20 protein-coding genes are annotated in these 21,008 nt (G+C 59.6%); 5 read left to right on the top strand and 15 right to left on the bottom strand.

Going from position 1 to position 21,008, the window contains the following annotated elements:
• Positions 1-12: 12 nt before the first annotated feature.
• The 4 genes from TL5118_RS13235 to TL5118_RS13220 form a co-directional block, all read right to left on the bottom strand.
• Positions 13-2,574 (bottom strand): putative bifunctional diguanylate cyclase/phosphodiesterase, encoded by a 2,562-nt coding sequence (locus TL5118_RS13235; RefSeq protein ID WP_058245261.1) that lies wholly within the window; start codon positions 2,572-2,574, stop codon positions 13-15.
• A 35-nt stretch (positions 2,575-2,609) separates the two neighbouring features.
• On the bottom strand, positions 2,610-3,851 hold the full coding sequence (locus tag TL5118_RS13230) for an ABC transporter substrate-binding protein (protein WP_058245262.1): 1,242 nt from the start codon (positions 3,849-3,851) through the stop codon (positions 2,610-2,612).
• Between the two features lie 240 nt (positions 3,852-4,091).
• Positions 4,092-5,231 carry an NAD(P)/FAD-dependent oxidoreductase gene (locus tag TL5118_RS13225; RefSeq protein WP_058245263.1) on the bottom strand — a complete coding sequence of 380 codons (1,140 nt, stop codon included), beginning with the start codon at positions 5,229-5,231 and terminating at the stop codon, positions 4,092-4,094.
• 229 nt (positions 5,232-5,460) lie between these two features.
• Positions 5,461-6,207 (bottom strand): DUF1013 domain-containing protein, encoded by a 747-nt coding sequence (locus TL5118_RS13220; RefSeq protein ID WP_058245264.1) that lies wholly within the window; start codon positions 6,205-6,207, stop codon positions 5,461-5,463.
• Positions 6,208-6,332: 125 nt separating this feature from the next.
• Between TL5118_RS13220 and TL5118_RS13215 the strand changes: the two genes are divergently transcribed.
• A complete protein-coding gene (locus tag TL5118_RS13215; RefSeq protein ID WP_082626435.1) occupies positions 6,333-7,031 on the top strand; it encodes a ribonuclease T2 family protein in 699 nt (232 codons plus the stop codon).
• Positions 7,032-7,051: 20 nt separating this feature from the next.
• Here the strand turns inward: TL5118_RS13215 and TL5118_RS13210 are convergent, their stop codons facing one another.
• The 3 genes from TL5118_RS13210 to TL5118_RS13200 form a co-directional block, all read right to left on the bottom strand.
• The gene (locus TL5118_RS13210; RefSeq protein WP_058245265.1) at positions 7,052-7,387 is read right to left on the bottom strand and encodes an H-NS histone family protein; all 336 of its coding nucleotides are present in this window, start codon (positions 7,385-7,387) and stop codon (positions 7,052-7,054) included.
• A gap of 182 nt (positions 7,388-7,569) precedes the next feature.
• Entirely contained in the window at positions 7,570-8,553 is a 984-nt protein-coding gene (locus TL5118_RS13205) for an NAD(P)H-quinone oxidoreductase (RefSeq protein ID WP_058245266.1), read from the bottom strand.
• A 24-nt stretch (positions 8,554-8,577) separates the two neighbouring features.
• Entirely contained in the window at positions 8,578-9,270 is a 693-nt protein-coding gene (locus tag TL5118_RS13200; RefSeq protein WP_106404216.1) for a COQ9 family protein, read from the bottom strand.
• Between the two features lie 111 nt (positions 9,271-9,381).
• Here TL5118_RS13200 and rpsU point away from each other — a divergent pair, with 111 nt between their 5' ends.
• The gene (gene rpsU, locus TL5118_RS13195; protein WP_043871123.1) at positions 9,382-9,588 is read left to right on the top strand and encodes a 30S ribosomal protein S21; all 207 of its coding nucleotides are present in this window, start codon (positions 9,382-9,384) and stop codon (positions 9,586-9,588) included.
• Positions 9,589-9,683: 95 nt separating this feature from the next.
• On the opposite strand, the gene TL5118_RS13190 is transcribed toward rpsU, so the two are convergent.
• Both TL5118_RS13190 and TL5118_RS13185 read right to left on the bottom strand, forming a co-directional pair.
• The gene (locus TL5118_RS13190; protein WP_058245267.1) at positions 9,684-11,273 is read right to left on the bottom strand and encodes a GMC family oxidoreductase; all 1,590 of its coding nucleotides are present in this window, start codon (positions 11,271-11,273) and stop codon (positions 9,684-9,686) included.
• Between the two features lie 122 nt (positions 11,274-11,395).
• Positions 11,396-11,854: an Lrp/AsnC family transcriptional regulator gene (locus tag TL5118_RS13185; RefSeq protein ID WP_058245268.1), complete on the bottom strand. Its 459-nt coding sequence runs from the start codon at positions 11,852-11,854 to the stop codon at positions 11,396-11,398.
• 148 nt (positions 11,855-12,002) lie between these two features.
• On the opposite strand from TL5118_RS13185, the gene ald reads away from it, so the two are divergent.
• Positions 12,003-13,118, top strand: coding sequence for an alanine dehydrogenase (gene ald / locus TL5118_RS13180; RefSeq protein ID WP_058245269.1), 1,116 nt, complete (start codon positions 12,003-12,005; stop codon positions 13,116-13,118).
• A 93-nt stretch (positions 13,119-13,211) separates the two neighbouring features.
• On the opposite strand, the gene TL5118_RS13175 is transcribed toward ald, so the two are convergent.
• Positions 13,212-13,940: a helix-turn-helix transcriptional regulator gene (locus tag TL5118_RS13175; protein WP_058245270.1), complete on the bottom strand. Its 729-nt coding sequence runs from the start codon at positions 13,938-13,940 to the stop codon at positions 13,212-13,214.
• Positions 13,941-14,063: 123 nt separating this feature from the next.
• Between TL5118_RS13175 and TL5118_RS13170 the strand changes: the two genes are divergently transcribed.
• Complete coding sequence (locus TL5118_RS13170; protein ID WP_058245271.1) at positions 14,064-14,600, top strand: peroxiredoxin-like family protein; 537 nt, start codon at positions 14,064-14,066, stop codon at positions 14,598-14,600.
• Positions 14,601-14,671: 71 nt separating this feature from the next.
• Here the strand turns inward: TL5118_RS13170 and mscL are convergent, their stop codons facing one another.
• Positions 14,672-15,106 (bottom strand): large conductance mechanosensitive channel protein MscL, encoded by a 435-nt coding sequence (gene mscL, locus TL5118_RS13165; protein ID WP_058245272.1) that lies wholly within the window; start codon positions 15,104-15,106, stop codon positions 14,672-14,674.
• Between the two features lie 145 nt (positions 15,107-15,251).
• Here mscL and TL5118_RS13160 point away from each other — a divergent pair, with 145 nt between their 5' ends.
• Positions 15,252-15,950: a glutathione S-transferase N-terminal domain-containing protein gene (locus TL5118_RS13160; protein WP_058245273.1), complete on the top strand. Its 699-nt coding sequence runs from the start codon at positions 15,252-15,254 to the stop codon at positions 15,948-15,950.
• A 70-nt stretch (positions 15,951-16,020) separates the two neighbouring features.
• Here the strand turns inward: TL5118_RS13160 and TL5118_RS13155 are convergent, their stop codons facing one another.
• Genes TL5118_RS13155 through TL5118_RS13140 form a run of 4 tightly spaced genes read right to left on the bottom strand, consistent with a single transcriptional unit; the run spans position 16,021 to position 20,948 of the window.
• Positions 16,021-17,112 (bottom strand): ABC transporter ATP-binding protein, encoded by a 1,092-nt coding sequence (locus TL5118_RS13155; protein ID WP_058245274.1) that lies wholly within the window; start codon positions 17,110-17,112, stop codon positions 16,021-16,023.
• Positions 17,113-17,116: 4 nt separating this feature from the next.
• Positions 17,117-18,775 (bottom strand): alpha-glucosidase, encoded by a 1,659-nt coding sequence (locus TL5118_RS13150; RefSeq protein WP_058245275.1) that lies wholly within the window; start codon positions 18,773-18,775, stop codon positions 17,117-17,119.
• Positions 18,776-18,785: 10 nt separating this feature from the next.
• Complete coding sequence (locus tag TL5118_RS13145) at positions 18,786-19,928, bottom strand: carbohydrate ABC transporter permease (RefSeq protein ID WP_058245276.1); 1,143 nt, start codon at positions 19,926-19,928, stop codon at positions 18,786-18,788.
• Between the two features lie 12 nt (positions 19,929-19,940).
• Complete coding sequence (locus TL5118_RS13140; RefSeq protein WP_058245277.1) at positions 19,941-20,948, bottom strand: carbohydrate ABC transporter permease; 1,008 nt, start codon at positions 20,946-20,948, stop codon at positions 19,941-19,943.
• Positions 20,949-21,008: the final 60 nt, after the last annotated feature.

Below are 21,008 nucleotides of genomic sequence, written 5' to 3'. Positions count from 1 at the left end.
AGGTCCGCTCACCTAGGCCCGTTTGGTCCATTGACGGCTGGGAAAAAACCTACGGGGGTCATACCCCTCAACAAATTTCACCAGTTCTGCATGCGGCAAGGGCTTGGAGAAGTGGAAACCCTGCAAGACATCGCACCCCAGATGGCGCAGGATCAGAGCATGATCCTCGGTCTCAACCCCTTCGGCAACGATCTTCACATCGATGGTTTTGCCCATCTCCATGATTGAACTCAGCAGGTTGGCGGACTGTTTCGATTTCAGGATCGGCATCACCAGTCGACGGTCAATCTTCATGAAATCAGGCTTAATCTGCATCAGCCCCACGATGGAGGCATGGCCCGAGCCGAAATCATCAATTTCAATCAGATAACCGCGATCCCGGATCTTGTTCAACGCTTCGCGGAACAGGTCGGTCTGATCCTCCAGAAAGACCGACTCCAAAATCTCAAACGCCACCTTGGGCCCGTTTGCTGGCACTTCGCGCAGCTCAATATCATTGGCGAGGGTGCGAATGCGGGCCGCGGTGACGTTGAAAGACACCTTGGGGAAACGCAGGTTGCGCCGCTGCATGTCGCGCGCGACCTTCATACCTTTGCGGAAAATGCACTCATCAATCTCCTCGATGCAGGACATCTGCGCCGCCACCGGCAGGAACACATCCGGCATGACAACGCCCAACTCAGGCGAATGCCAGCGCGCAAGGGCTTCAAAGCCGCAAATCTCACCGGATTGGGCACAGATCTGGGGCTGGAAATAGGGCTCAAACTGCTCCTCCGTCAGGGCGCGCTGCATCAGGATCGAAATCTCACGGTTGAAACACACCGCGTCATGCAGACTGCTGCCGTAGTGCACCACCTGATTGCGGCCGCTCTCTTTGCTTTTGTAAAGCGCGGCGTCGGCACTGCTGATCAGCTCCTCCAGGGGGATCAAGCCATCCAGCGTGGAGGCCACCCCGAAGCTGGCCCCGATCCGCAACGGTTTGCCCTCATAGCTGTGCGGTTCATTGATCTTCTCAAGGATGCGCCGCCCCAGTTTCACCGCCTGATCCGAAGTTGCTCCGGCAGACATCAACACGATAAACTCATCCCCACCAACCCGGGCCGCAATATCGGTCTTGCGGCTGTTTTCCGTTAGGATTTTGGCAATGATCGTCAGGACATAATCGCCTGCGTCATGGCCCATCGTGTCATTGATGTTTTTGAAGTGATCCAGGTCGATCCGCAGCAGGGTGGCATGGGGAACCTCACCTTTGGCGCGCTTTTCCAACTCCTCATTCAGCACCCGACGGTTGGGCAGGCCGGTCAACGGATCATGGCGGGCCAAATGTTCGGTCGCCTTATTCGCGGCGGCCAGATCATCACGTTGCTGACGTTCCATCGTCACATCATGTGAAATCGCCATGAACCCGTAGATCTGGCCATCTTCGCGAGCCAATGGCGTGATGCTGAGCGCAATCCAATAGGGGGTACCGCTTTTGGCATAGTTCAGGATTTCCGCCTTGATCGCCGTGCGCGCCCGCACCGCATGGCTTAGCGCCGCCCGGGTGCCGGGATCGGTATCAGCACCTTGGAGGAAATTGCTTGGCTTGCGCCCACGCACCTCTGAGATTTTGTAGCCTGACAGTGCCTCAAACGATGGGTTGCCCCAGATGATCCGCTGCTCCAGATCGGTCACCAGGATGGCGTCATTGGCATTTTCCGCCACCGCCGCCAATTCTGACAGGTGTTCTTTCTGCTGTTCCAGCGCCTTATGAGGCATCACAATCGTGGCCCGCCCCAACCAGGCAAAGATCGAAAAAGACACCAGCAAGGTGGCGGAGATCGCCGTCATGACGTTGAACAGCAACATGCGCCCGGCCGACGCCGTGGCCTCAACATCCGGGATTGAAACCAGTGACAACTGATCATGTGCCACCGACTCCACCCAATGTCCCAGCGCCTCTTGCTCGGCGACAAACCCCGGATCTGCCGCAGCGACAAAGCTGCGCCGGGTGACATTGTTGGCGGTGAAAACCGCGTCAAAGTCAATATCAACCTCAGCCACCAGCACCCCTTCGGCAAAGCCCCGGTTGAACACGGGCACCGCCATCAACAGATAGGGTGCCTGCGTGTCCTGGATCAGTTTTACCACCGCTGGCGCATATCGGTTCTCGGCTTTGATGGTTTCCTCAAAGGCCGCGATCCATTCCGGCGATTTCACCGCCTCTTTTGGGGCGCCCTGCAGCGTGGCATGGGCCGTCACCTCCTGCAACGCGTCCAGCAGGGTGACAGAAATCAACCCATCGGGGCGCGGCAGCGTTTCGAAGTAATTACTGACGACATCAGCGTTTTCCACATAGCCGATCACCACAGACACAACGTTTTCCTGTGCCGCCACAAACTGTAGCAGCTGCTGATATTGCGCCAGTTCATTGTCAAAGGCCCGGGCTTCTTTTTCAGCCTGATCCTGAATAACCTTGGCTTGGTTGGCCTCCAGAAACGGGGTCGAGGTGAACCAAATGGCCCCGGCGCTGCATAGGATTGTGGCACAGAGCACCATCCCAACAAGGAACCAAAAGCGGTGGCTGACAGACACGCGGTTTCTCCTGCAATTAGGGTATCAATGACGGGTTACGGGGCGTGGATCAGATGGCCCTCGGGCGCAAACCGCGCCATACAAAGATCGCTGCGTCCCAGCGCCTCATGCGCATCGGGGCTGGACACATCATAGGCATCAAAGGGCTTTTCATAGGACCCAAGGATGCCCTCCACCTCAGCCTCCAGGCTTTCCAGTGACAGGCGCACCGCGTCGCGTTTCTGCCCGATCCCGCCGTCCCATGCAGGGGTTTCTGCGGCCTGCGCCACCGCGGCAACAAATATGCGGCCCAGATCATAGCCATGTACAAATCCTGCCGCAGCAGGCACATCCGCCAGTTCAGTCGGTTCCCCCTTGGCATGAGACAGCGCCAGTTGCAGCGCCGCATTGCCGCTCATTTCGCGGGCCAGACCACAGGTCTGCAGCACCTCCAGATCCAAACGGTCGCGGGTGTCCGGCGTGACATGCTGCGCAAATGGCCCGCCCATAATCCCCCAATGGCTGAAGGTCCGGATCGGCTGATCCAGATCGGCCAATACATTCACCACCTGCGCACCATTGTCCCAATCCGCAAGCAAAACAGCGCAGTCAGCACCGCTGCGCCGAACGTCCTCGGCCAGCCGCTTGGCCGTCGCCTGCCCGATCGTCACATCAAAGTAATGGGTCGAGGCCGGGATCATCCCCCGCTGATCCAGCGCCGCCGTCAGGGTTTTGTGATTCGCCCGCCCCCAACCGGTATCAATCAAAATCAGGCTCACCGCCTGACAGCCCGCCTGATCCACCGCGCGCGAAATCAGATAGCCCCCCGCCTTGGTGTCATCCACCGACAGGCGGAACAGCCAGTTTTCACCCCCGCTTTCACCGCGCGTGATAGGCCCGCCCGCGGACCAGGGCAGCAGGAACAACACATCATTTTCATTGATAAAATCGCGGTGCGTCAGATAAGGCGGCGAATGCATACCACCCACCATTGCAATCGCATTGGTGGAGTTCAGGAAATCCTCCATATGGGTGCGCGACCGTTTCACATTGGCCCGGTGATCACGGCGCACCAATTTCAACGTGGTGCCCGCAACCTCATAGCCCGTCTCAGACAGGGCTGAGGCCAAGCCGCTTTCAATCGCCTCCGCCGCATGGGAGGCAATTGAATAATCCGCATCGATATGCACCTCCAGCACCGGCTCAGACGGGGGAACAGGGGCGTTATCGGCGGGGCTCGCGAGGGGCACCAGACTTCCCAAAACACCGATCACGGACATCAACATCAAACGCAGCATGGGCAGGCCTCCTTTTGCCGGATCAGGAAGCCCACGCGCACTTAATGTGGTGTTAATACGGCCAGGTCGAACACCAAGAGTTTTCAGAAATATTGAGGAAAAGCAGCGAGACTTCGGCTGTGAAACATGGTTGATAAACAGCTTAGTCACTGACACGCCGCAGAAATCTCAGGGCCTCACCCGAAGACGGGGCGCCCTCTGCCAACAGGCCCAACCCAACACCGGGAAATAGGTGAAATTTTAGGAACCGCGGGTCTCGGCCACCCAATCCGGCAGCGCCGCACCACGCGCAACAAGGGCGCCCAACCGGCCCAGCTCGTCACTGCATTTGGCACCCCGCCCACTGCCGCCAGTGGCGACGCTGATCCGGTCACTCTGACGTTGCAGCATTGGCTGAATACTGTTGGTGAAGGTTGTGATGCAGGGCGCAATTTTCGTAGACGCGATGGCCAGATCCGGCATCCGCTCCTGCAACCGGGCCAGCAGATGATCGCCAATCTCAGGGTCACCGCCACTGCGGAACCAGGCCCTGCGCTCAGCCTCCCCCGGCAATTCCAGATCCACCGGATCACCGCCGATTTTCAGATAAACGCGGCCATCAGGATAGGCGACCGGCGGCAAGAGGTAGGGATCATTGTCCGGTTCCAGATAGATCAACGGCGGCATCTCGCGCAGGCGATCCTGCTCCGGCGCGGCGACTTCTGCCAGCAACACAGTACGCGCATAGACATGCAGTGGCAGCGGCTCGGGCAGCAACTCATTGGTAAACCCGCCCGCCGCCACCAGAACCTGATCGGCGCTGAGGTGCCCGGCGGTGCTGTCAATCTCCACCCCATCCGCGGTTTCGCGCAGCCCCGTCACCATGGCGGTGATGACATGGGCGCCCAGCTTCTGCGCCGCAACACCCTGCGCCCGCACCATCAGACGCGGGTTGATATGCCCCGCGCCACGCGGCTCAAACAAACCCAACGTGTCTGACGAAAATTGGAAATAAGGGAACCGCCGCTGCAAGGCCTGCCCGCGCAGCGCCTCACAATGAATGTTGTCACGCTGGGCGCCACGTTCCACCGCGCGGATCAGCGGCGTGTGGTCCGGCCCCGCCATCAACAGCCCGGTCTCGGTGAAGAACCCGATGCCGCTGGCGCGCTCAAGCTCACTGTAGCGGGCAATGCTTTCCCGGCTGACCCGGCTCCAGAACGGATAGGGATCCAGCGAACGGGTGATGCGGGCCTCATCATAATGGCTGGCAAAAACGCCCGGGTGGTTGGCGTAATCCTGCGGCTCATCCGGGCCGATCAGCAGCACATCCTCACCCATCAGCGCCAGATGCCGCGCCGCCGCCGCCCCGATCATTCCCTTGCCAATCACCGCGATGACCATCGCCACCTCCCGCGCAACACCACCAAACTCTACGCAGTCAGAGTGGCGAATGCCGCCCCAAATGGAAAGCCCCTCTCAACCGGCGCCTCAGATGCTGCGCGGCGCGCACGGAACAGGGCAACAGGCGCGCGGGCAGACGCGCCGCCCGGCCACCAATCAGCGCGCAAAGAAAAACCCCCACGGGCCGGGCCCGCAGGGGTTTTTGCAATCTTCAAAGACGTGACAGCGCTTAGGGCTGTTCGTCTTCGTCCGATCCGCCGGGGAGGTTGAAGAAGCTATCAGCATCGATGATCTCTTCTTCTTTTTCGTCCTCATCGTCACCGCCAAGGCTAAAGGTCTCCAGACCTTCAATCGCGGTCGGGATCTTCGGCGCTTCTTCTTCCATCGCCAGCGACTGTTCGGTGCTCACCAGCTTGCGGCGCTCATCGTCGCTCATCACGCCACCTTCAGCGGCTTTCTTGGCAACGGCTTTCTGCACCGCCGAATCCAGCTCGGACTGTTTACACAGGCCCAGTGCCACCGGATCCACCGGGGTGATGTTGGCGATGTTCCAATGGGTGCGTTCGCGAATCGCCTGAATGGTCGGCTTGGTGGTACCGACCAGCTTGCTGATCTGACCATCCGACAGTTCGGGGTGGAACTTCACCAGCCAGTAGATCGACGCCGGGCGGTCCTGACGCTTGGACAGCGGAGTGTAGCGCGGGCCACGGCGCTTTTCTTCGCCAACAGCTGCGGCGTTGAACTTCAGCTTCAGCTTGTGCAGCGGGCTTTTCTCTGCCGCATCAATCTCTTCCTGCGTCAGCTGGTTGTTGGCGACCGGGTCAAACCCTTTGACGCCGGGGGCCACATCGCCATCCGCGATGCCCTGAATCTCCAGCTCATGCATGCCGACAAAATCGGCGATCTGCTTGAAGCTGATCGTGGTGTTGTCGATCAGCCAGACAGCGGTGGCTTTGGCCATAATCGGCTTGGACATTGCATGTCTCCTTAACTTACAACTTCCCCGTCGCCTGAAACAGGCTGTCCCGGGACGGAACGGATCACCTTTTAGGGGGAACTTGGCCCCTATATAGTCTTTCAGAGTTGATAAGGAAAGAGAGAATGCATTTGCCCCGCCCACGTCGCAATTCCCGCGTATTTCACCCATTCTTTAAGGGGCTGAGCCGCCTAGCTGGCGCATGCCTTATCGCCCTAACCGCCGCTGCCCCCGCTCAGGCAGAGGGGGAGCGTTCGGGCGTTTTTGACTATTACGTCATGGCGCTCAGCTGGTCGCCGACCTGGTGTGCGCTGGAAGGGGATGCGCGGCAGTCACCGCAATGCGAGGACAACGCCGATCATGGCTGGATCCTGCATGGGCTGTGGCCGCAGTTTCACCGCGGCTGGCCGTCCTACTGCCCCACGACCGCACGCCAGCCGAGCCGCCAGATGACCGCAGGAATGGCCGATATCATGGGCACTTCTGGTCTGGCCTGGCACCAGTGGAAAAAGCACGGCACCTGTTCTGGCCTCTCCGCACGCGCCTATTACGCGCTGTCCCGTCAGGCCTATGGCACAGTGACCCGGCCAGCGGTGTTCCGCAAGTTGGAGAAGACGGTGAAACTGCCCGCGCGTGTGGTGGAGGAGGCCTTCCTGAAAGCCAACCCTGATCTGGAGCCAGACATGGTCACCGTCACCTGCAAATCCAACCGGATTCAGGAGGTGCGGGTCTGTCTGTCCAAAGATCTGGATCCCGTTCCCTGTGGCCGGGATGTGGTGCGCGACTGTCAGATGACAGACGCGCTTTTTGATCCGGTGCGATAAGCGCGGCCTTTGGCCAGCCTTTAGATCGCCAGGTCGTCGGCAGAGGTGCCGGCGGCCAGCGCCGCATTAAACCAATCGGGCCGGCGGCCTTTGCCGGTCCAGGTTTGCGTCGGGTCTGCGGGGTTGCGATATTTCGGGCTGCCTGCCACTTTCATCTTGGGCGCTTTACCGCCAGTCAGCTCAGACAGTGAGTATCCCAATTCCTTGGCTTTTGCTTCCAGCTCAGACAGCGCTTCTTTCTTTTTGCGATCTTCAAAAGTTGCAATTGCTTTTACAACCTTCTTTTCCAGCGATTTCAATTCCGCCAGCGAGAGCGCATCAAAGTCGAATTCAGCGATTGAGATAGTATCAGTCATTTCCAGTACCATTTTTTACGTGGCAAAATCTATGAGAAGTAAAATTGGATAAATCAATTAATGAATAGATAATTCCGCAAAAAAGAACGGGTATCTCGACCTTAGATCGAAATACCCATTTCCGAATTATCGCTGACGCTGCATAACGCTACGTCAATAAAAACATCAAAGATGTCAGATCGTTAAGAAACCTTGAGAACGATCTTACCGATATGACCGCTGGCTTCCATCCGTGCGTGTGCAGCGCTGGCCTCATGCAATGGGAATTCGCTGTCCATCACCGGCGCAATACGACCGGCATTCAATAATGGCCAAACATGTTCGCGCAGGCTATCTGCAATCTTGGCTTTTGCCAGATCACTTTGCGGGCGCAGCGTAGATCCGGTAATAGTCAACCTGCGGGTCATCACCTGTGCAAAATTCAACTCAACCTTCGGACCCTGCAAAAAAGCGATCTGCACCAGCCGTCCGTCATCCGCCAGCGTACGAATATTACGCGGAATATATAGACCGCCGACCATATCCAGGATCAGATCCGCGCCGCCTTCGGCCCGCATCACCTCAACGAAATCTTCATCCTTATAGATGATCGTGCGCTCCGCCCCGAGGGCAGCACAGGCTTTGGCCTTGTCCTGATTGCCCACGGTCACAAAGACCCGGGCACCAAATTCACGTGCCAGCTGAATGGCCGTTGTCCCGATTCCCGAAGACCCACCGTGGATCAAAAACCGCTCCCCGGCCTGTAGCCCGCCACGTTGGAACACGTTGGACCAGACGGTGAAATAGGTTTCGGGCAGGCAGGCCGCCTCTTTCAGCCCCATGCCATCAGGCACCGGCAGACAATGGGCGGCAGGTGTTGCCACATATTCAGCGTAGCCACCACCGGGCAGCAGGGCGCAGACCTGATCGCCGATAGACCAGCCGCTGACACCCGCCCCCAGCGCCACAATCTCGCCCGAGGCCTCCAACCCCGGCAGGTCACTGGCGGTGGGCGGCGGGGCATATTTCCCGGCCCGTTGCAGCGCATCCGGGCGATTCACCCCAGCATAGGCCACCTTGATCACCACCTGCCCCGGCGCCGGCTCTGGCACTGGCCGCTGACAGAGTTTCAACACCTCCGGGCCACCGGCCTCGGTAATCTCCACAGCGCGCATTGGTTCAGCCATGCCGCCCTCCCTCATGTTCATCGGTTATCGATTGTTCAAACTGCCCGGCAGGTCATTTCGCGCACTGCCCGGTGCTTTGATTCGCTCCAGCACCGCCAGCGGCCCCTTCAGCACACCCGACAGCAGCTTGTTGTCCCGCACGCCTGCCTTCAGCTTCTCAAACTGCATCACATTTTCGATGCGGCGCTCCAGAAACTTCCAGCTGGCGGCGTGGTCTTCGCTCTCGTCGCCCAGCCAGTACAGCAATGTGCTGCTGTAAACGCCCGACAGCGTCGCGCGTTTGGTGTACCAATTCACATCGTCCGAATTGTCACCCAGTGCCGTCCAGATGTGATCCACCGTGCCCCAGACCAGCCGGGTGCCCTCCGCCGCGTGATGCGGCAGGGCAAACAGGGTCATGCCACGGCGCACAAGTTCTTTATCTTCAACCACTTCCAGCCGGAACCGCACCGCAGCGGCGATCCGATCGCGAAACCGCATCTCGCCCAGATCTGCCCCGGCCAGCCGGTCCAGCATCAGGGCATCGCCCCTGTGATGATAGGCCACCGCAAGATCCAGCGCCCCGCGCGGACACAGGGCATTGGCCACAACGGGGTTCACATCCACATCCGCCAGCGCCGCCTCCCAGGTCACCTCAGTCCAGCCATCAAAAGGCACATGCATCAATGCCGCATCCAGCAGCAGATCCTTTGGGTCAGGCATTTCAGAACCGGTCATCCGCCGTCATCCTTCTTGAGTGAGCGTCCACTAGACAAATAGAGCCTTCCTTGCTAAAGGACCACCTCCTGCAACTTCATGCAACTTAACTAGAAAGGTGGTGAAAACCACATGCAGGTTTCTGTTCGTGACAACAACGTCGATCAGGCGCTCCGTGCCCTGAAGAAAAAGCTCCAGCGCGAAGGTGTCTTCCGCGAAATGAAGCTCAAGCAGCATTTCGAGAAGCCGTCCGTCAAAAAAGCGCGCGAGAAAGCTGAAGCCGTACGTCGTGCCCGCAAGCTGGCACGCAAGAAAGCCCAGCGCGAAGGTCTGCTCTAAGATCTTCTTCTCAAAGGCTTTTGCTAGCTTTTGAACGGATAAGTTAGAACCCCCGGTCGCCCTGAGCGCCCGGGGGTTTCTTTTTGCCCGCCCGCTTAGGCGCGCGCATCCTCAAGGATCATGTCACTGGCTTTTTCGGCGATCATAATGGTCGGGGAATTGGTGTTGCCCGAAACGATTGTGGGCATCACCGAACAATCCACCACCCGCAGCCCATCGACGCCGCGCAGGCGCAAACGCGGGTCCAGCGGCGCATTATCGCTGGTCCCCATATGAACCGTGCCGGAGGGGTGGAAAATGGTGGTGCCGATGTCCCCTGCCGCGGCGGCCAGCTCTTCCTCGGTCTGGGCGGTGACCCCCGGTTTCATCTCTTCGGGATTGTATTTCGCCATCGCACCCTGTTCCATCACCCGCCGTGCCAGACGGATCGAATTCGCCGCCACTGCGCGGTCGCCTTCGGTGGACAGGTAGTTCGGGGCAATCTTCGGCTTGGCCTTGGGATCCTTCGATGTGATCTCAACCACGCCGCGGCTTTCAGGGCGCAGGTTACAGACCGAGGCGGTCATCGCCGGGAAGTCATGCAGCGGCTGGCCAAAGGCCTCCAACGTCAGGGGCTGCACGTGAAACTCCAAATCCGGCGTTTCCAGATCAGGCCGCGATTTGGCAAAGGCCCCCAACTGCGACGGTGCCATCGACATCGGGCCAGAGCGTTTCATCACATATTCCAGCCCGATCTTTGCCTTGCCGATCAGGCTGTTGGCCATGGTGTTCAGGGTCTTGGCCCCGTCCAGCTTCCAGGCGCAGCGCAGTTGCAGATGGTCCTGCAGATTGCCACCCACCTGCGCCTGCTCTACCTGCACCTCAATGCCATGGTGCTGCAGCAATGCCCCCGGGCCGATGCCCGACAGCTGCAGGATCTGGGGCGAGCCGATGGCGCCCGCCGACAGGATCACCTCGCCACTGGCGCGGGCCTGTTTCACCTGACCCTTTTGTTCATATTCCACCCCGACCGCACGGCCATCTTCGATGATCACCCGGCGGGTGTGGGCATGGGTCTCAACGCTGAGGGCCTGACCTTTGGTGCGCCGCAGGAAGGCCTTGGCGGTGTTCATCCGCCACCCGCGTTTCTGGTTCACCTTGAAGTAACCAACCCCTTCGTTGTTGCCGCGGTTGAAATCCGTGACCTTGGGCAGACCGGCCTGATTGGCGGCCTCCATCCAGTCATCCAGCACATCCCATTGCAGCCGCTGGTGATCCACCCGCCATTCGCCACCTTCGCCATGCAGGTCGTCAGCGCCTTCAACGTAATCTTCGGACTTCTTAAAATAGGGCAGCACATCGTCCCAGCCCCAGCCCACATTGCCAGCCTGACGCCAACCGTCGTAATCCGCCGCCTGCCCTCGCAGGTACAGCATCCCGTTGATCGAGGAACAGCCGCCCAGCACCTTGCCGCGCGGATAGATCAGCGATCGTCCGTTCAGCCCCGGCTCTTCGGCGGTTTTGAACATCCAGTCGGTGCGGGGATTGCCAATGCAATAAAGGTAACCCATCGGGATGTGGATCCAGTGGTAATTGTCGCTGCCCCCGGCCTCTAACAGCAGCACCTTCTTGCCAGCGTCCGCCAACCGCTTTGCCAACACGCATCCTGCGCTACCGGCCCCAACAACGATATAATCCCAGCTCATGCCTCACCCCACTGATCTGCCGCAACACCAAACCGCGTCACGTGGCGCGGAGTGTTGCCTCAAATGTCAGACAATTCAAGAGCCGTAGAGATACGGTAGCCGTCTTTGCAAGTTTTCCCGCTTCAGAGCGGCAACGCGGTTGTCTTAAACACCGTACGCAGGGCAAAGCTGGATTGCATCTGCGCCACCCCCGGAAGACGCGCCAGATGCTGGCGGTGAATGCGGGCAAAATCCTCGGTGCTTTCGGCGACAACCTTCAGAATATAATCTGCAGTTCCCGCCATCAGGTGACATTCCAAAACATCAGGAATACGCGCCACCGCCTTTTCAAAGGCCTCCAGCAACTCATCCGCCTGTCCCTGCAGCGTGATCTCAACAAACACCGTGGTCGACACCCCGATTTTCCGGGGATCCAGCAGCGCAACATAGTCGCGGATGTAGCCTTCTGCCTCCAGCCGCTGCACCCGCCGGTGACAGGCTGAGGCCGAAAGATTCACCGCCTCAGACAGATCAGCATTAGAAATACGACCCTTGCGCTGAAGTACGTTCAGAATACGCTGATCTGTCGCGTCGAGTGACATTTGCACAAAATCCTTCGTCGTTATAGCAGACATATCGAAGATCCTGCCTTTAGTAGCGCTAACATTGCACTGGATTTCAACCCTTTTGCGCCCGAACTGCGACATTCTGTCATCAGAGATGATTTCATGCCTATGAGGAGATGGCGCGATGAAAATCGGATGCCCCAAGGAAATTAAACCGCAGGAATTCCGCGTCGGGATGACCCCGAACGCGGCACGTGAAGCCGTGGCCGCTGGCCATCAGGTGGTGATCGAAACCAACGCCGGTGTCGGCTCTGGCTTCAGCAACGAAGATTACGTCGCCGCAGGTGCCGCCATTCTGGACACCGCCGAGGAGATCTTTGCCACCGCCGACATGATCGTGAAGGTCAAGGAACCCCAGGCCGTAGAACGCAAGATGCTGCGCGAAGGCCAACTGCTGTTTACCTACCTGCACCTGGCTCCCGATCCCGATCAGACCCACGATCTGATCGAATCCGGCTGTACCGCCATTGCCTATGAAACCGTGACCGACCGCAACGGTGGCCTGCCGCTGCTGGCGCCGATGTCCGAAGTGGCCGGCAAACTGGCACCGCAGGTGGGCGCCTGGACCCTGCAAAAGGCCAACGGCGGCCGTGGTGTTCTGATGGGCGGCGTGCCCGGTGTGGCCCCGGCCAATGTGGTTGTGATCGGTGGCGGTGTTGTTGGCACCCATGCGGCCCGTGTGGCGGCTGGCATGGGCGCAGATGTCACCGTGCTGGACATGTCGCTGCCGCGCCTGCGCTATCTGGATGATGCCTTCCGTGGGGAGTTCAAAACCTCCTACGCCTCCAAGGGCAACACTGCCGAACTGGTGGCACAGGCCGATATGGTTGTTGGCGCCGTACTGATCCCCGGCGCCGCCGCGCCCAAGCTGATCAGCCGCGCCCAGCTGTCCGAAATGAAGCCGGGTGCCGCGCTGGTGGACGTTGCAATCGACCAAGGTGGTTGCTTTGAAACCTCGCGTGCCACCACCCACGCCGACCCGATCTATGAGGTGGATGGCGTGATGCACTACTGTGTGGCCAACATGCCCGGCGCGGTTGCCCGCACCTCGACCATCGCGCTTGGCAATGCCACCATGCCTTTCATGATGGCGCTGGCGAACAAAGGCTGGAAACAGGCCTGTGCCGAGGATGAGCATCTGCTGAACGGTCTGAATGTCCACGCGGGCAAGCTGACCTACTACGCTGTGGGCAAGGCGCTGGGAATCGACGTGACCTCGCCCCAGTTGCTGATTAAATAAAGCCTGACATTGCTTTCACGCGGCGGGGTTGCAGCCCCGCCCGTGTTCCCCGAGGCCCGGCCGGATCCTCCTGGTCGGGCCTCACCTTTTTGACTAGGCCGCCTGTTGGGTTCTGACCGCCACCGGCTTGACCCCAAACCGGGATTTGAACGCCCGCGCAAAGGCCTCGCCTGAGCCATAGCCGTACCGCCGCGCCACAGCCTCAACCCGATCGCCGCGCATCAGGTCCTGATGCGCCACTGTCAGCCGCCAGTGGCGCAGATAGGCCATCGGGGTCATCCCCACGGTGGCCCCAAACAGCTCGGCAAATCGGCTGAGCGACAGCCCCGCTTCTTGGGCCAGATCGGCATTGGTCCAGCCATGGCCCGGCCGGTCGTGAATGGCCACCACTGCGCGGGACAAACGTGGATCCGCCAGCCCGGCCAAGACCCCCGGTTCGGTGCTGCCGGCGCTGATCTGATGCCGCAACAGCCGCACCATCAATACCTCACCCAACCGCCGCTGCACGGTTGGCCCACCACAATGGCGGCCTTCAATTTCGCTCTGCAGAAAGGCGATCAACCCGATCAATTCCGGGCTGTCTTGCAACGGCAATTCCACCGCTTCGGGCAACGCCTCCATCAGCGGGTTTGCCTCCCCACCCCAGGTGACCCGCGCGGCAAAAACCACCCGGTCACCACAGCGCCCCCGCGACGCGCCGCGCAGCAGGACGTGGCAGGGCACCCCATCGGGATCGCCCAGCACCAGCAGGTTGGCCGCCGCAGGTTCCACCGGTTCAATCTGCATTTCGAACCGTTCCATCAACGCACTCAGCCGATCCATACCTGCGCCTTTCGGTGTCTTGGTCAGTTTATTCGGGTTTTCCTGACGAAAGATTGGCGCATAACCGCCCCAATGGTCAATCCCTCGCTTTGACCCATCCTAACCAAAAACAGGAGACAGCCCATGCTGATGCCCCGCCAGAAAACCCCGAACCTGACCCTGCCGACGCTGGACCACGGTGACTTTGACCTCTCGGCCCAGAAAACCGAGCGTGGCACCGTTGTATGTTTCTACCGCGGCCTGCACTGCCCGATCTGCGCCAAATACCTGGCCGAGATGGAGAAGCTGGCGGACAAATTCGCGGAACGCGGCATCGACATGATCGCTGTCAGCTCCGACGGTGAAGAGCGCACCCGCGCGATGCAGGAGAAAATCGAAAGCAGCAAGATCAAGTTCGCCTACGACCTGCCGCTCTCCGTCGCCAAGGAATGGGGCCTCTATATCTCCACCTCGCGCGGCAAAACCTCGATCGGTATTGAAGAGCCCGCACTGTTCTCGGAACCCGGCCTGTTCCTGGTGACCGAACAGCAGACCCTGTTCTACGGTTCTGTGCAGACCATGCCGTTTGTGCGTCCGCATTTCTCGGAACTGCTAGGGGCCGTCGACTTCGCCATCGCCAACAACTACCCGGCGCGCGGTGAGTACACCGGCGAAGTGTAAGCAGCACACCTCAGAGAACACAAAAGAAGGGGGCCGCTTGGCCCCCTTTCCCGTTCCAGCATGTCGCCGGATTACTTCTTCAACGCGTCGCGGATTTCCAGCAGCACATCCAGCTCACTTGGCCCGGCGGGCGCTTCTTCGGCCGGGGCCTCTTCTTCCTTGGCTTCAGCGGCCTCTTTCACCTTGTTGACGTAGCGCACCAGCATGAAGACCACGAAGGCCACGATCAGGAAGTTGATCACCGCCATGAAAAACGCGCCATAAGCAAAGACCGCCGCGCCGGCCTCCCGCGCGGCTTCCAGGCTGGTGCCTGCCGCGACCTCACCGGCCAGCACCACAAAGTTGTTGGTGAAATCAACGCCACCGGTGAACAGACCGATAATCGGATTAAGCAGATCCCCCACCATGGATTTCACAATCGCAGTGAAGGCCGCGCCGATGATAATCCCCACCGCCATATCCATGACATTGCCCTTGGCGATGAAGTCCTTGAATTCCTGAAGCATAGTGTTCCCTTTCCCCTGTCCGTTTCAAACCGACTATTTTGGTGTTTCAATGCACACAGACTATGCTTCTTTTTCACAGTCGTGCGACTTTTTGTCTGGGAAAAAGTCCCTATTTTTCCCTCAACACTTGCTGAGGAGCGCACAAATGACTTTTCCCGACGATTTTCTGATCAACAACCGCTGGCCCGCCAAAGACCCTTCGGTCATCCAGCTGTATTCCTTCCCCACCCCGAACGGCGTCAAAGTTTCCTTGATGCTGGAAGAAACCGGCCTGCCCTATGAGGCGCACACCGTGACGCTGTCGGATGCGGACGTCAAAAGCCCCGAGTTTCTGTCGCTGAACCCAAACAACAAGATCCCAGCGATCATCGATCCCTCCGCTGAGGGTGGCCCGATTGGGGTGTTTGAATCCGGCGCGATCCTGATTTACCTGGCCGAGAAGTCGGGCAAGTTCCTGTCCACCGACCCCGCAAAACGGGCCGAGACCCTGCAATGGCTGATGTTCCAGATGGGGGGCCTGGGCCCGATGTTTGGTCAACTGGGCTTCTTCACCAAATTCGCTGGTGCTGAGATTGAGGATCCGCGCCCGCGTGAGCGTTACATCAACGAAGCCAAGCGTATCCTGAACGTGCTGAACGGCGCGCTGGAAGGCAAAGACTGGATCGTGGGCGAATATTCCATCGCCGATATGGCCATCGCCCCCTGGCTGACCGCGCTGGATTTCTACGGCGCCAAAGAGGTGCTGGACTACGCCAGCTTTGAAAACGTGGTGGCCTATGAGCAGCGCTTCCTGGCACGCCCGACCGTGCAGCGCGCCCGCAACATCCCGCCGCGCCCCGAATAAACCCGGCGACATGAAACAAAAAGGGCGTGCCAAACGGCGCGCCCTTTTTTGTTTGTAGGATCGATATCCGTCAGCCCTTTGGCCGCATCGACTGGCCGTTGTGGAACAGATGCACCTTGCTGGGGTCGACCGCCATCTGCACCTCTTGCCCGCGCAGGCCTTTGTGGATGCCGGGGAGTTTGGCGATGACGCCATCGTCACCGGAGGCGCCATCGAAATAGAGCAGCGTCACCTCGCCCAAGGCCTCGGTATAGCTGACCGTGCCACGGTAGAGCGCCTCACTTTCGGTAGGCACCATATCCTCGGGACGGACGCCGATGTTGACCTCCTTGCCCAGATCCCCCTCACGGGTGGGGATGGTTGAGACGGCTTTGCCGCCACCTGTGAGTTCGACATGGGTTTCCTGACCCGTCGCCGTGATCTTACCGGGCAGGAGATTCATTGCGGGCGACCCGATGAACTGGGCGACAAATTCATTGTCGGGGGTTTCATACAGTTCCAGCGGGGTGCCGACCTGCGCGATGCCTTTGTTGGCCAGCACCACAATCCGGCTGGCCAGTGTCATCGCCTCCACCTGATCATGGGTCACATAGATCATGGTGCGATCTGGCATGGCCTCTTTCAGGCGGGCGATTTCAATCCGTGTGGCCACCCGCAATGCTGCGTCGAGATTGGAAAGCGGTTCGTCAAACAGATAGACCTGCGGATCGCGCACGATGGAGCGGCCGATGGCCACCCGCTGGCGCTGCCCACCTGACAACGCCTTGGGCAGGCGATCCAGATAGGGTTCCAGCTGCAGCACCGCCGCGGCCTTGTTCACGGCTTCATCAATCTCAGCCTTGGATTTTTTGGCGATCTTCAGGGCGAAGGACATGTTTTCGCGCACCGTCATATGCGGATAGAGCGCATAGGACTGGAACACCATCGCAATGCCACGCTGCGCCGGGGGCACGTCATTCATCCGCTGACCATCGATGGTCAGCTCCCCCCCGGTGATTTTTTCCAGCCCTGCAATCATCCGCAAGAGCGTGGACTTGCCGCAGCCAGAGGGGCCGACAAAAACGATCAGCTCACCGGCTTCGATGTCCAGGTTGATGTTGTTGAGCACATTAACGCTGCCACCGTAGGTCTTCTCAACATTGCTGAGTTTAAGCTCTGCCATCGAATCACGCCCCCTTGGCCAAAATGCTATAGCCCCATGCCGGCAGCGTCAGGTCACGCCCCGCGGGTGCCACCGCGCCGCGCAGCCCTGTGCCGAGGGGCGTCCAATTGCCAATTGGCAAGTCCAGCTTTTCTTCTGCGTTGCCAAGGTTGAAGGCGCAAAACAGCACCTCATCCCCGTGAACCCTTTGGAAGGTCAGCAGATTTCCCTTAGCGGTAAGGCCGGTCTGTTCACCATTTCGCAACGCTTCGCTGCTCTGACGCAGGGCAACGGCGGCGCGATAGTGGTGCAGCATCGCCTCCGGATCGGCCTCCTGCCGGTCGACCGCCATCGCGGCCTGTTCGGCGCTGACCGGCAACCAGGGTTTGCCATCGCCAAATCCCGCATGTTCCGATTGGGTTTCCCACACCATCGGGGTGCGGCAGCCATCGCGCCCCTTGAACTCAGGCCAGAATTCGATGCCGTAAGGATCCTGCAGGTCCTCAAAGGCGACATCCGCTTCGTGCAGGCCCAACTCCTCACCCTGATAGAGGCAGGCCGAGCCACGCAGGCTCAACAACATCACCGCATGGGCGTAAACCGCTGCCTCGGACAGGTTCCAGCGGCTGGCGTAACGGGGCACATCGTGGTTGGAAAACGCCCAGCAGGCCCAGGCATCTGGTGCCACACGCTCCAACTCCTCAAACACTTCAACCACCTTCTGGGCAGTCGCCGGTTGGCTTTCAAGGAAGTCGAAGGCGTAGCACATGTGCATCCGCTTCTCACCGGCGGTGTATTCGCCCATCACTTCGACACCGCGCTGCGCCTCGCCAACTTCCCCCAGACAGGCGCGGGCGCCATATTCATCGGTCAGCGCGCGCAACCGTTCCAGGAAGGCGATGTTTTCCGGCTGGGTCTTGGAATAAAGGTGCAGCTGGTGGTTATAGGGGTTCACCTGCGGCGCGATGGAGGCGTTGCGCTCCGCCTCAGGCAGCGGCGGGTTCGAGCGCAGCTGCGCATCGTGGAAGTAGAAATTGATGGTGTCCAGGCGGAAGCCATCAACGCCGCGTTCCAGCCAGAACCGGGCCACATCCAACAAGGCGTCCTGCACATCGCGGGTGTGGAAGTTCAGATCGGGCTGTGAGGTCAGGAAGTTGTGCAGATAGTACTGTTGACGCCGGGTGTCCCATTGCCAGGCCGGCCCGCCAAAGATCGACAGCCAGTTGTTCGGCGGGGTGCCGTCGGGCTGTGGGTCGGCCCAGACGAACCAGTCGGATTTGGCGTTGTCGCGGCTCTGGCGGCTTTCCTTAAACCACGGGTGTTCGTCCGAGGTGTGGCTGAGCACCAGATCGATCATCACCTTCAGGCCAAGACCATGGGCGGTTTTCATCAGGGCGTCAAAATCGGCCAAGGTGCCGAACATCGGGTCCACGTCGCGGTAATCGCTGACGTCATAGCCGAAATCCTTCATCGGGGAGGTGAAGAAAGGCGAAATCCAGATCGCATCCACCCCCAGTGAGGCGACATAGGGCAGACGCTGGGTGATGCCGGCCAGATCACCGATCCCATCACCGTTGCTGTCCTGAAAGCTGCGCGGATAGATCTGATAGATCACCCCACCGCGCCACCAGTCATCGCCACGCGCAGGCGGTTTCAGGGAAGTTTGGTTGGATTGAGCGTTCATGAGCGAGGTCCTATTTAACCGAGCCAGCCAAAAGGCCGCGCACGAGGTATTTCTGCATTGTGAAGAAGACGAGAAGCGGCACCGAGATCGAAACGAAGGCGGCGGTGGCAAGAATTTCCCAATTGCCACCACGGGTGCCCAACAGCTCGACGATCTGGTTGGTCATCACCGTGGTCTGGCCTGAACTGTCGATCAGGAAAACCTTGGCCACCAGCAGGTCGTTCCAGGTCCACAGGAACTGGAAGATCGCAAAAGAGGCCAGCGCCGGGAAGCTGAGCGGCAGGATAATCCGGGTGAAGATCTGGAAATCGCTGGCACCGTCCACGCGGGCGTTTTCGATGATGTCGCGCGGCAGCCCGGCCATGTAGTTGCGCAGCAGGTAGATCGCCAGCGGCAGACCAAACCCGGTATGGGCCAGCCAGACGCCCAGGTAGCCTTTGCCAATACCAATGCCGAGGTGCAGCTTCAAAAGCGGGATCAGCGCCAGCTGCAGCGGCACCACCAACAGGCCGACGATGACGGCAATCAGAATCGCCCGACCTGGGAAATCCATCCAGGCCAGCGCATAGGCGGCAAAGGCCGCGATCAGGATCGGGATCACAGTGGCGGGGATGGTGACGGTGAGCGTGTTGAAGAAGGCTTTGACCATACCGTCTGAGGTTTCTTCGCTCAGCAGCATGTTCTGATAGTTTTCCAACGTCAGCTCGGCCGGGGTCAGCGCAGTGACAAAGATCCGCTGGCCACGCTTGCCGGTGAACTCTTCCGTGTTTTCCGCGCGGTAGCTGCCATCAGCATTCACTGTGATGGTGCCGCCTTTTTTCAGCTCGGCCACTTCGCCGGGTTGATAGGCGTCAATCGCGCGGGAGGAGATGCCCCAGACCGAAATGTCCAGATCCTCCTCAGCGAGGCGGCCCTCAATCACATAGAGGTCGCCCTGTTGCACCTGCACCTCCGGTCCGGCAGCGCGCAGTTTCAGGTTCTGTTCGGTGGCAAACGGGGCCTTCCACCAGCCGCTGGCCGCGATCTGATCCGCCGTCCGGAAGGAGGAGATCAGCAAGCCCACGGTGGGAAACAGCCAGAGCACCACCAGCACCACAACTGAGATATTCACGACCCATGACAGGGTAGATTTGGTTCCTGCGATATTGTCCATGATCCGGCCCCCTCAGCGCATTTCGCGGCGCGCGTTGCGCACGTTCCAGACAAGGATCGGCATCACCAGGAGCATGATCACCATGGCCGCCGCCGACCCGCCGCCCCAATCGTTGGCGCGGAACAGTTTGTCATACATGTAATTGGCCAGCACCTGCGTCTCCCACTGGCCGTTGGTCATGGCAAAGACGATGTCGAACACTTTGAGCACGGTGATGGTGATCGTGGTCCAGACCACCAGAATGGTTGTTTTAATCTGCGGCACCTTGATCTTGAAAAAGATCTGCAAGGGGCTGGCGCCATCGACGATGGCCGCCTCGATGGTTTCTTCCGGGATGCCGCGCAGGGCAGCGGACAGGATCACCATGGCGAAGCCGGTCTGGATCCAGATCAGCACCACCATCAGGAAGAAGTTGTTCCAAAACGGGATGGTCAGCCAAGTGTTCGGTTCAGTGCCGCCAAACCAGATGTAAAGCGCATTCAGCACGCCGATCTGATCGGTGCCGGCGGGGCGGGCATCATAGACCAGTTTCCAGATCACCGAGGCGCCGACAAAGGAAATCGCCATCGGCATAAAGATCAGCGATTTCGCGATATTGCCCCATTTGATCCGATCGGTCAGTTGGGCGGCCAACAGGCCAAAAGCGGTGGACATGGCGGGCACCACGATGAGCCACAGCATGTTGTTTCGGATGGCTTCCCAGAACTTCGGCTCACTCAGCATCTGGCCGTAGTTGTCCAGACCAACCCACCTGTAACCACCGCCCGGCACGCGTTCAGTCAGCGACAGGCGCAGTGTCTCGACCACCGGGTAGGCCAGATAGAGCCCCAACGCGAAAAGCGCGGGAAACAGGAACAGCCAGGGCCGGATCAGATTAGCGCGGTTGATGTTGCGGCCCGCATTGGGCCCGCGCGCCGGAAACAGCACTTTGTCCAGAAAGAGGTTAGAAAGGTAGAAATATCCGACACAGCTCGACACACCAATTGTGATGGTGATGAGCCCCAAGAGCGCTGGATGCATGATGTCCCCCGATCCATGAGGCCTGTCAGGCTGGCCTCAGGTGTCCTTGCGGTATGCGTG

It is taken from the genome of Thalassovita autumnalis (assembly GCF_001458255.1).
Classification (GTDB): Bacteria; Pseudomonadota; Alphaproteobacteria; order Rhodobacterales; family Rhodobacteraceae; genus Thalassobius; species Thalassobius autumnalis.
This window is presented reverse-complemented; position numbering and strand designations above follow the sequence as displayed.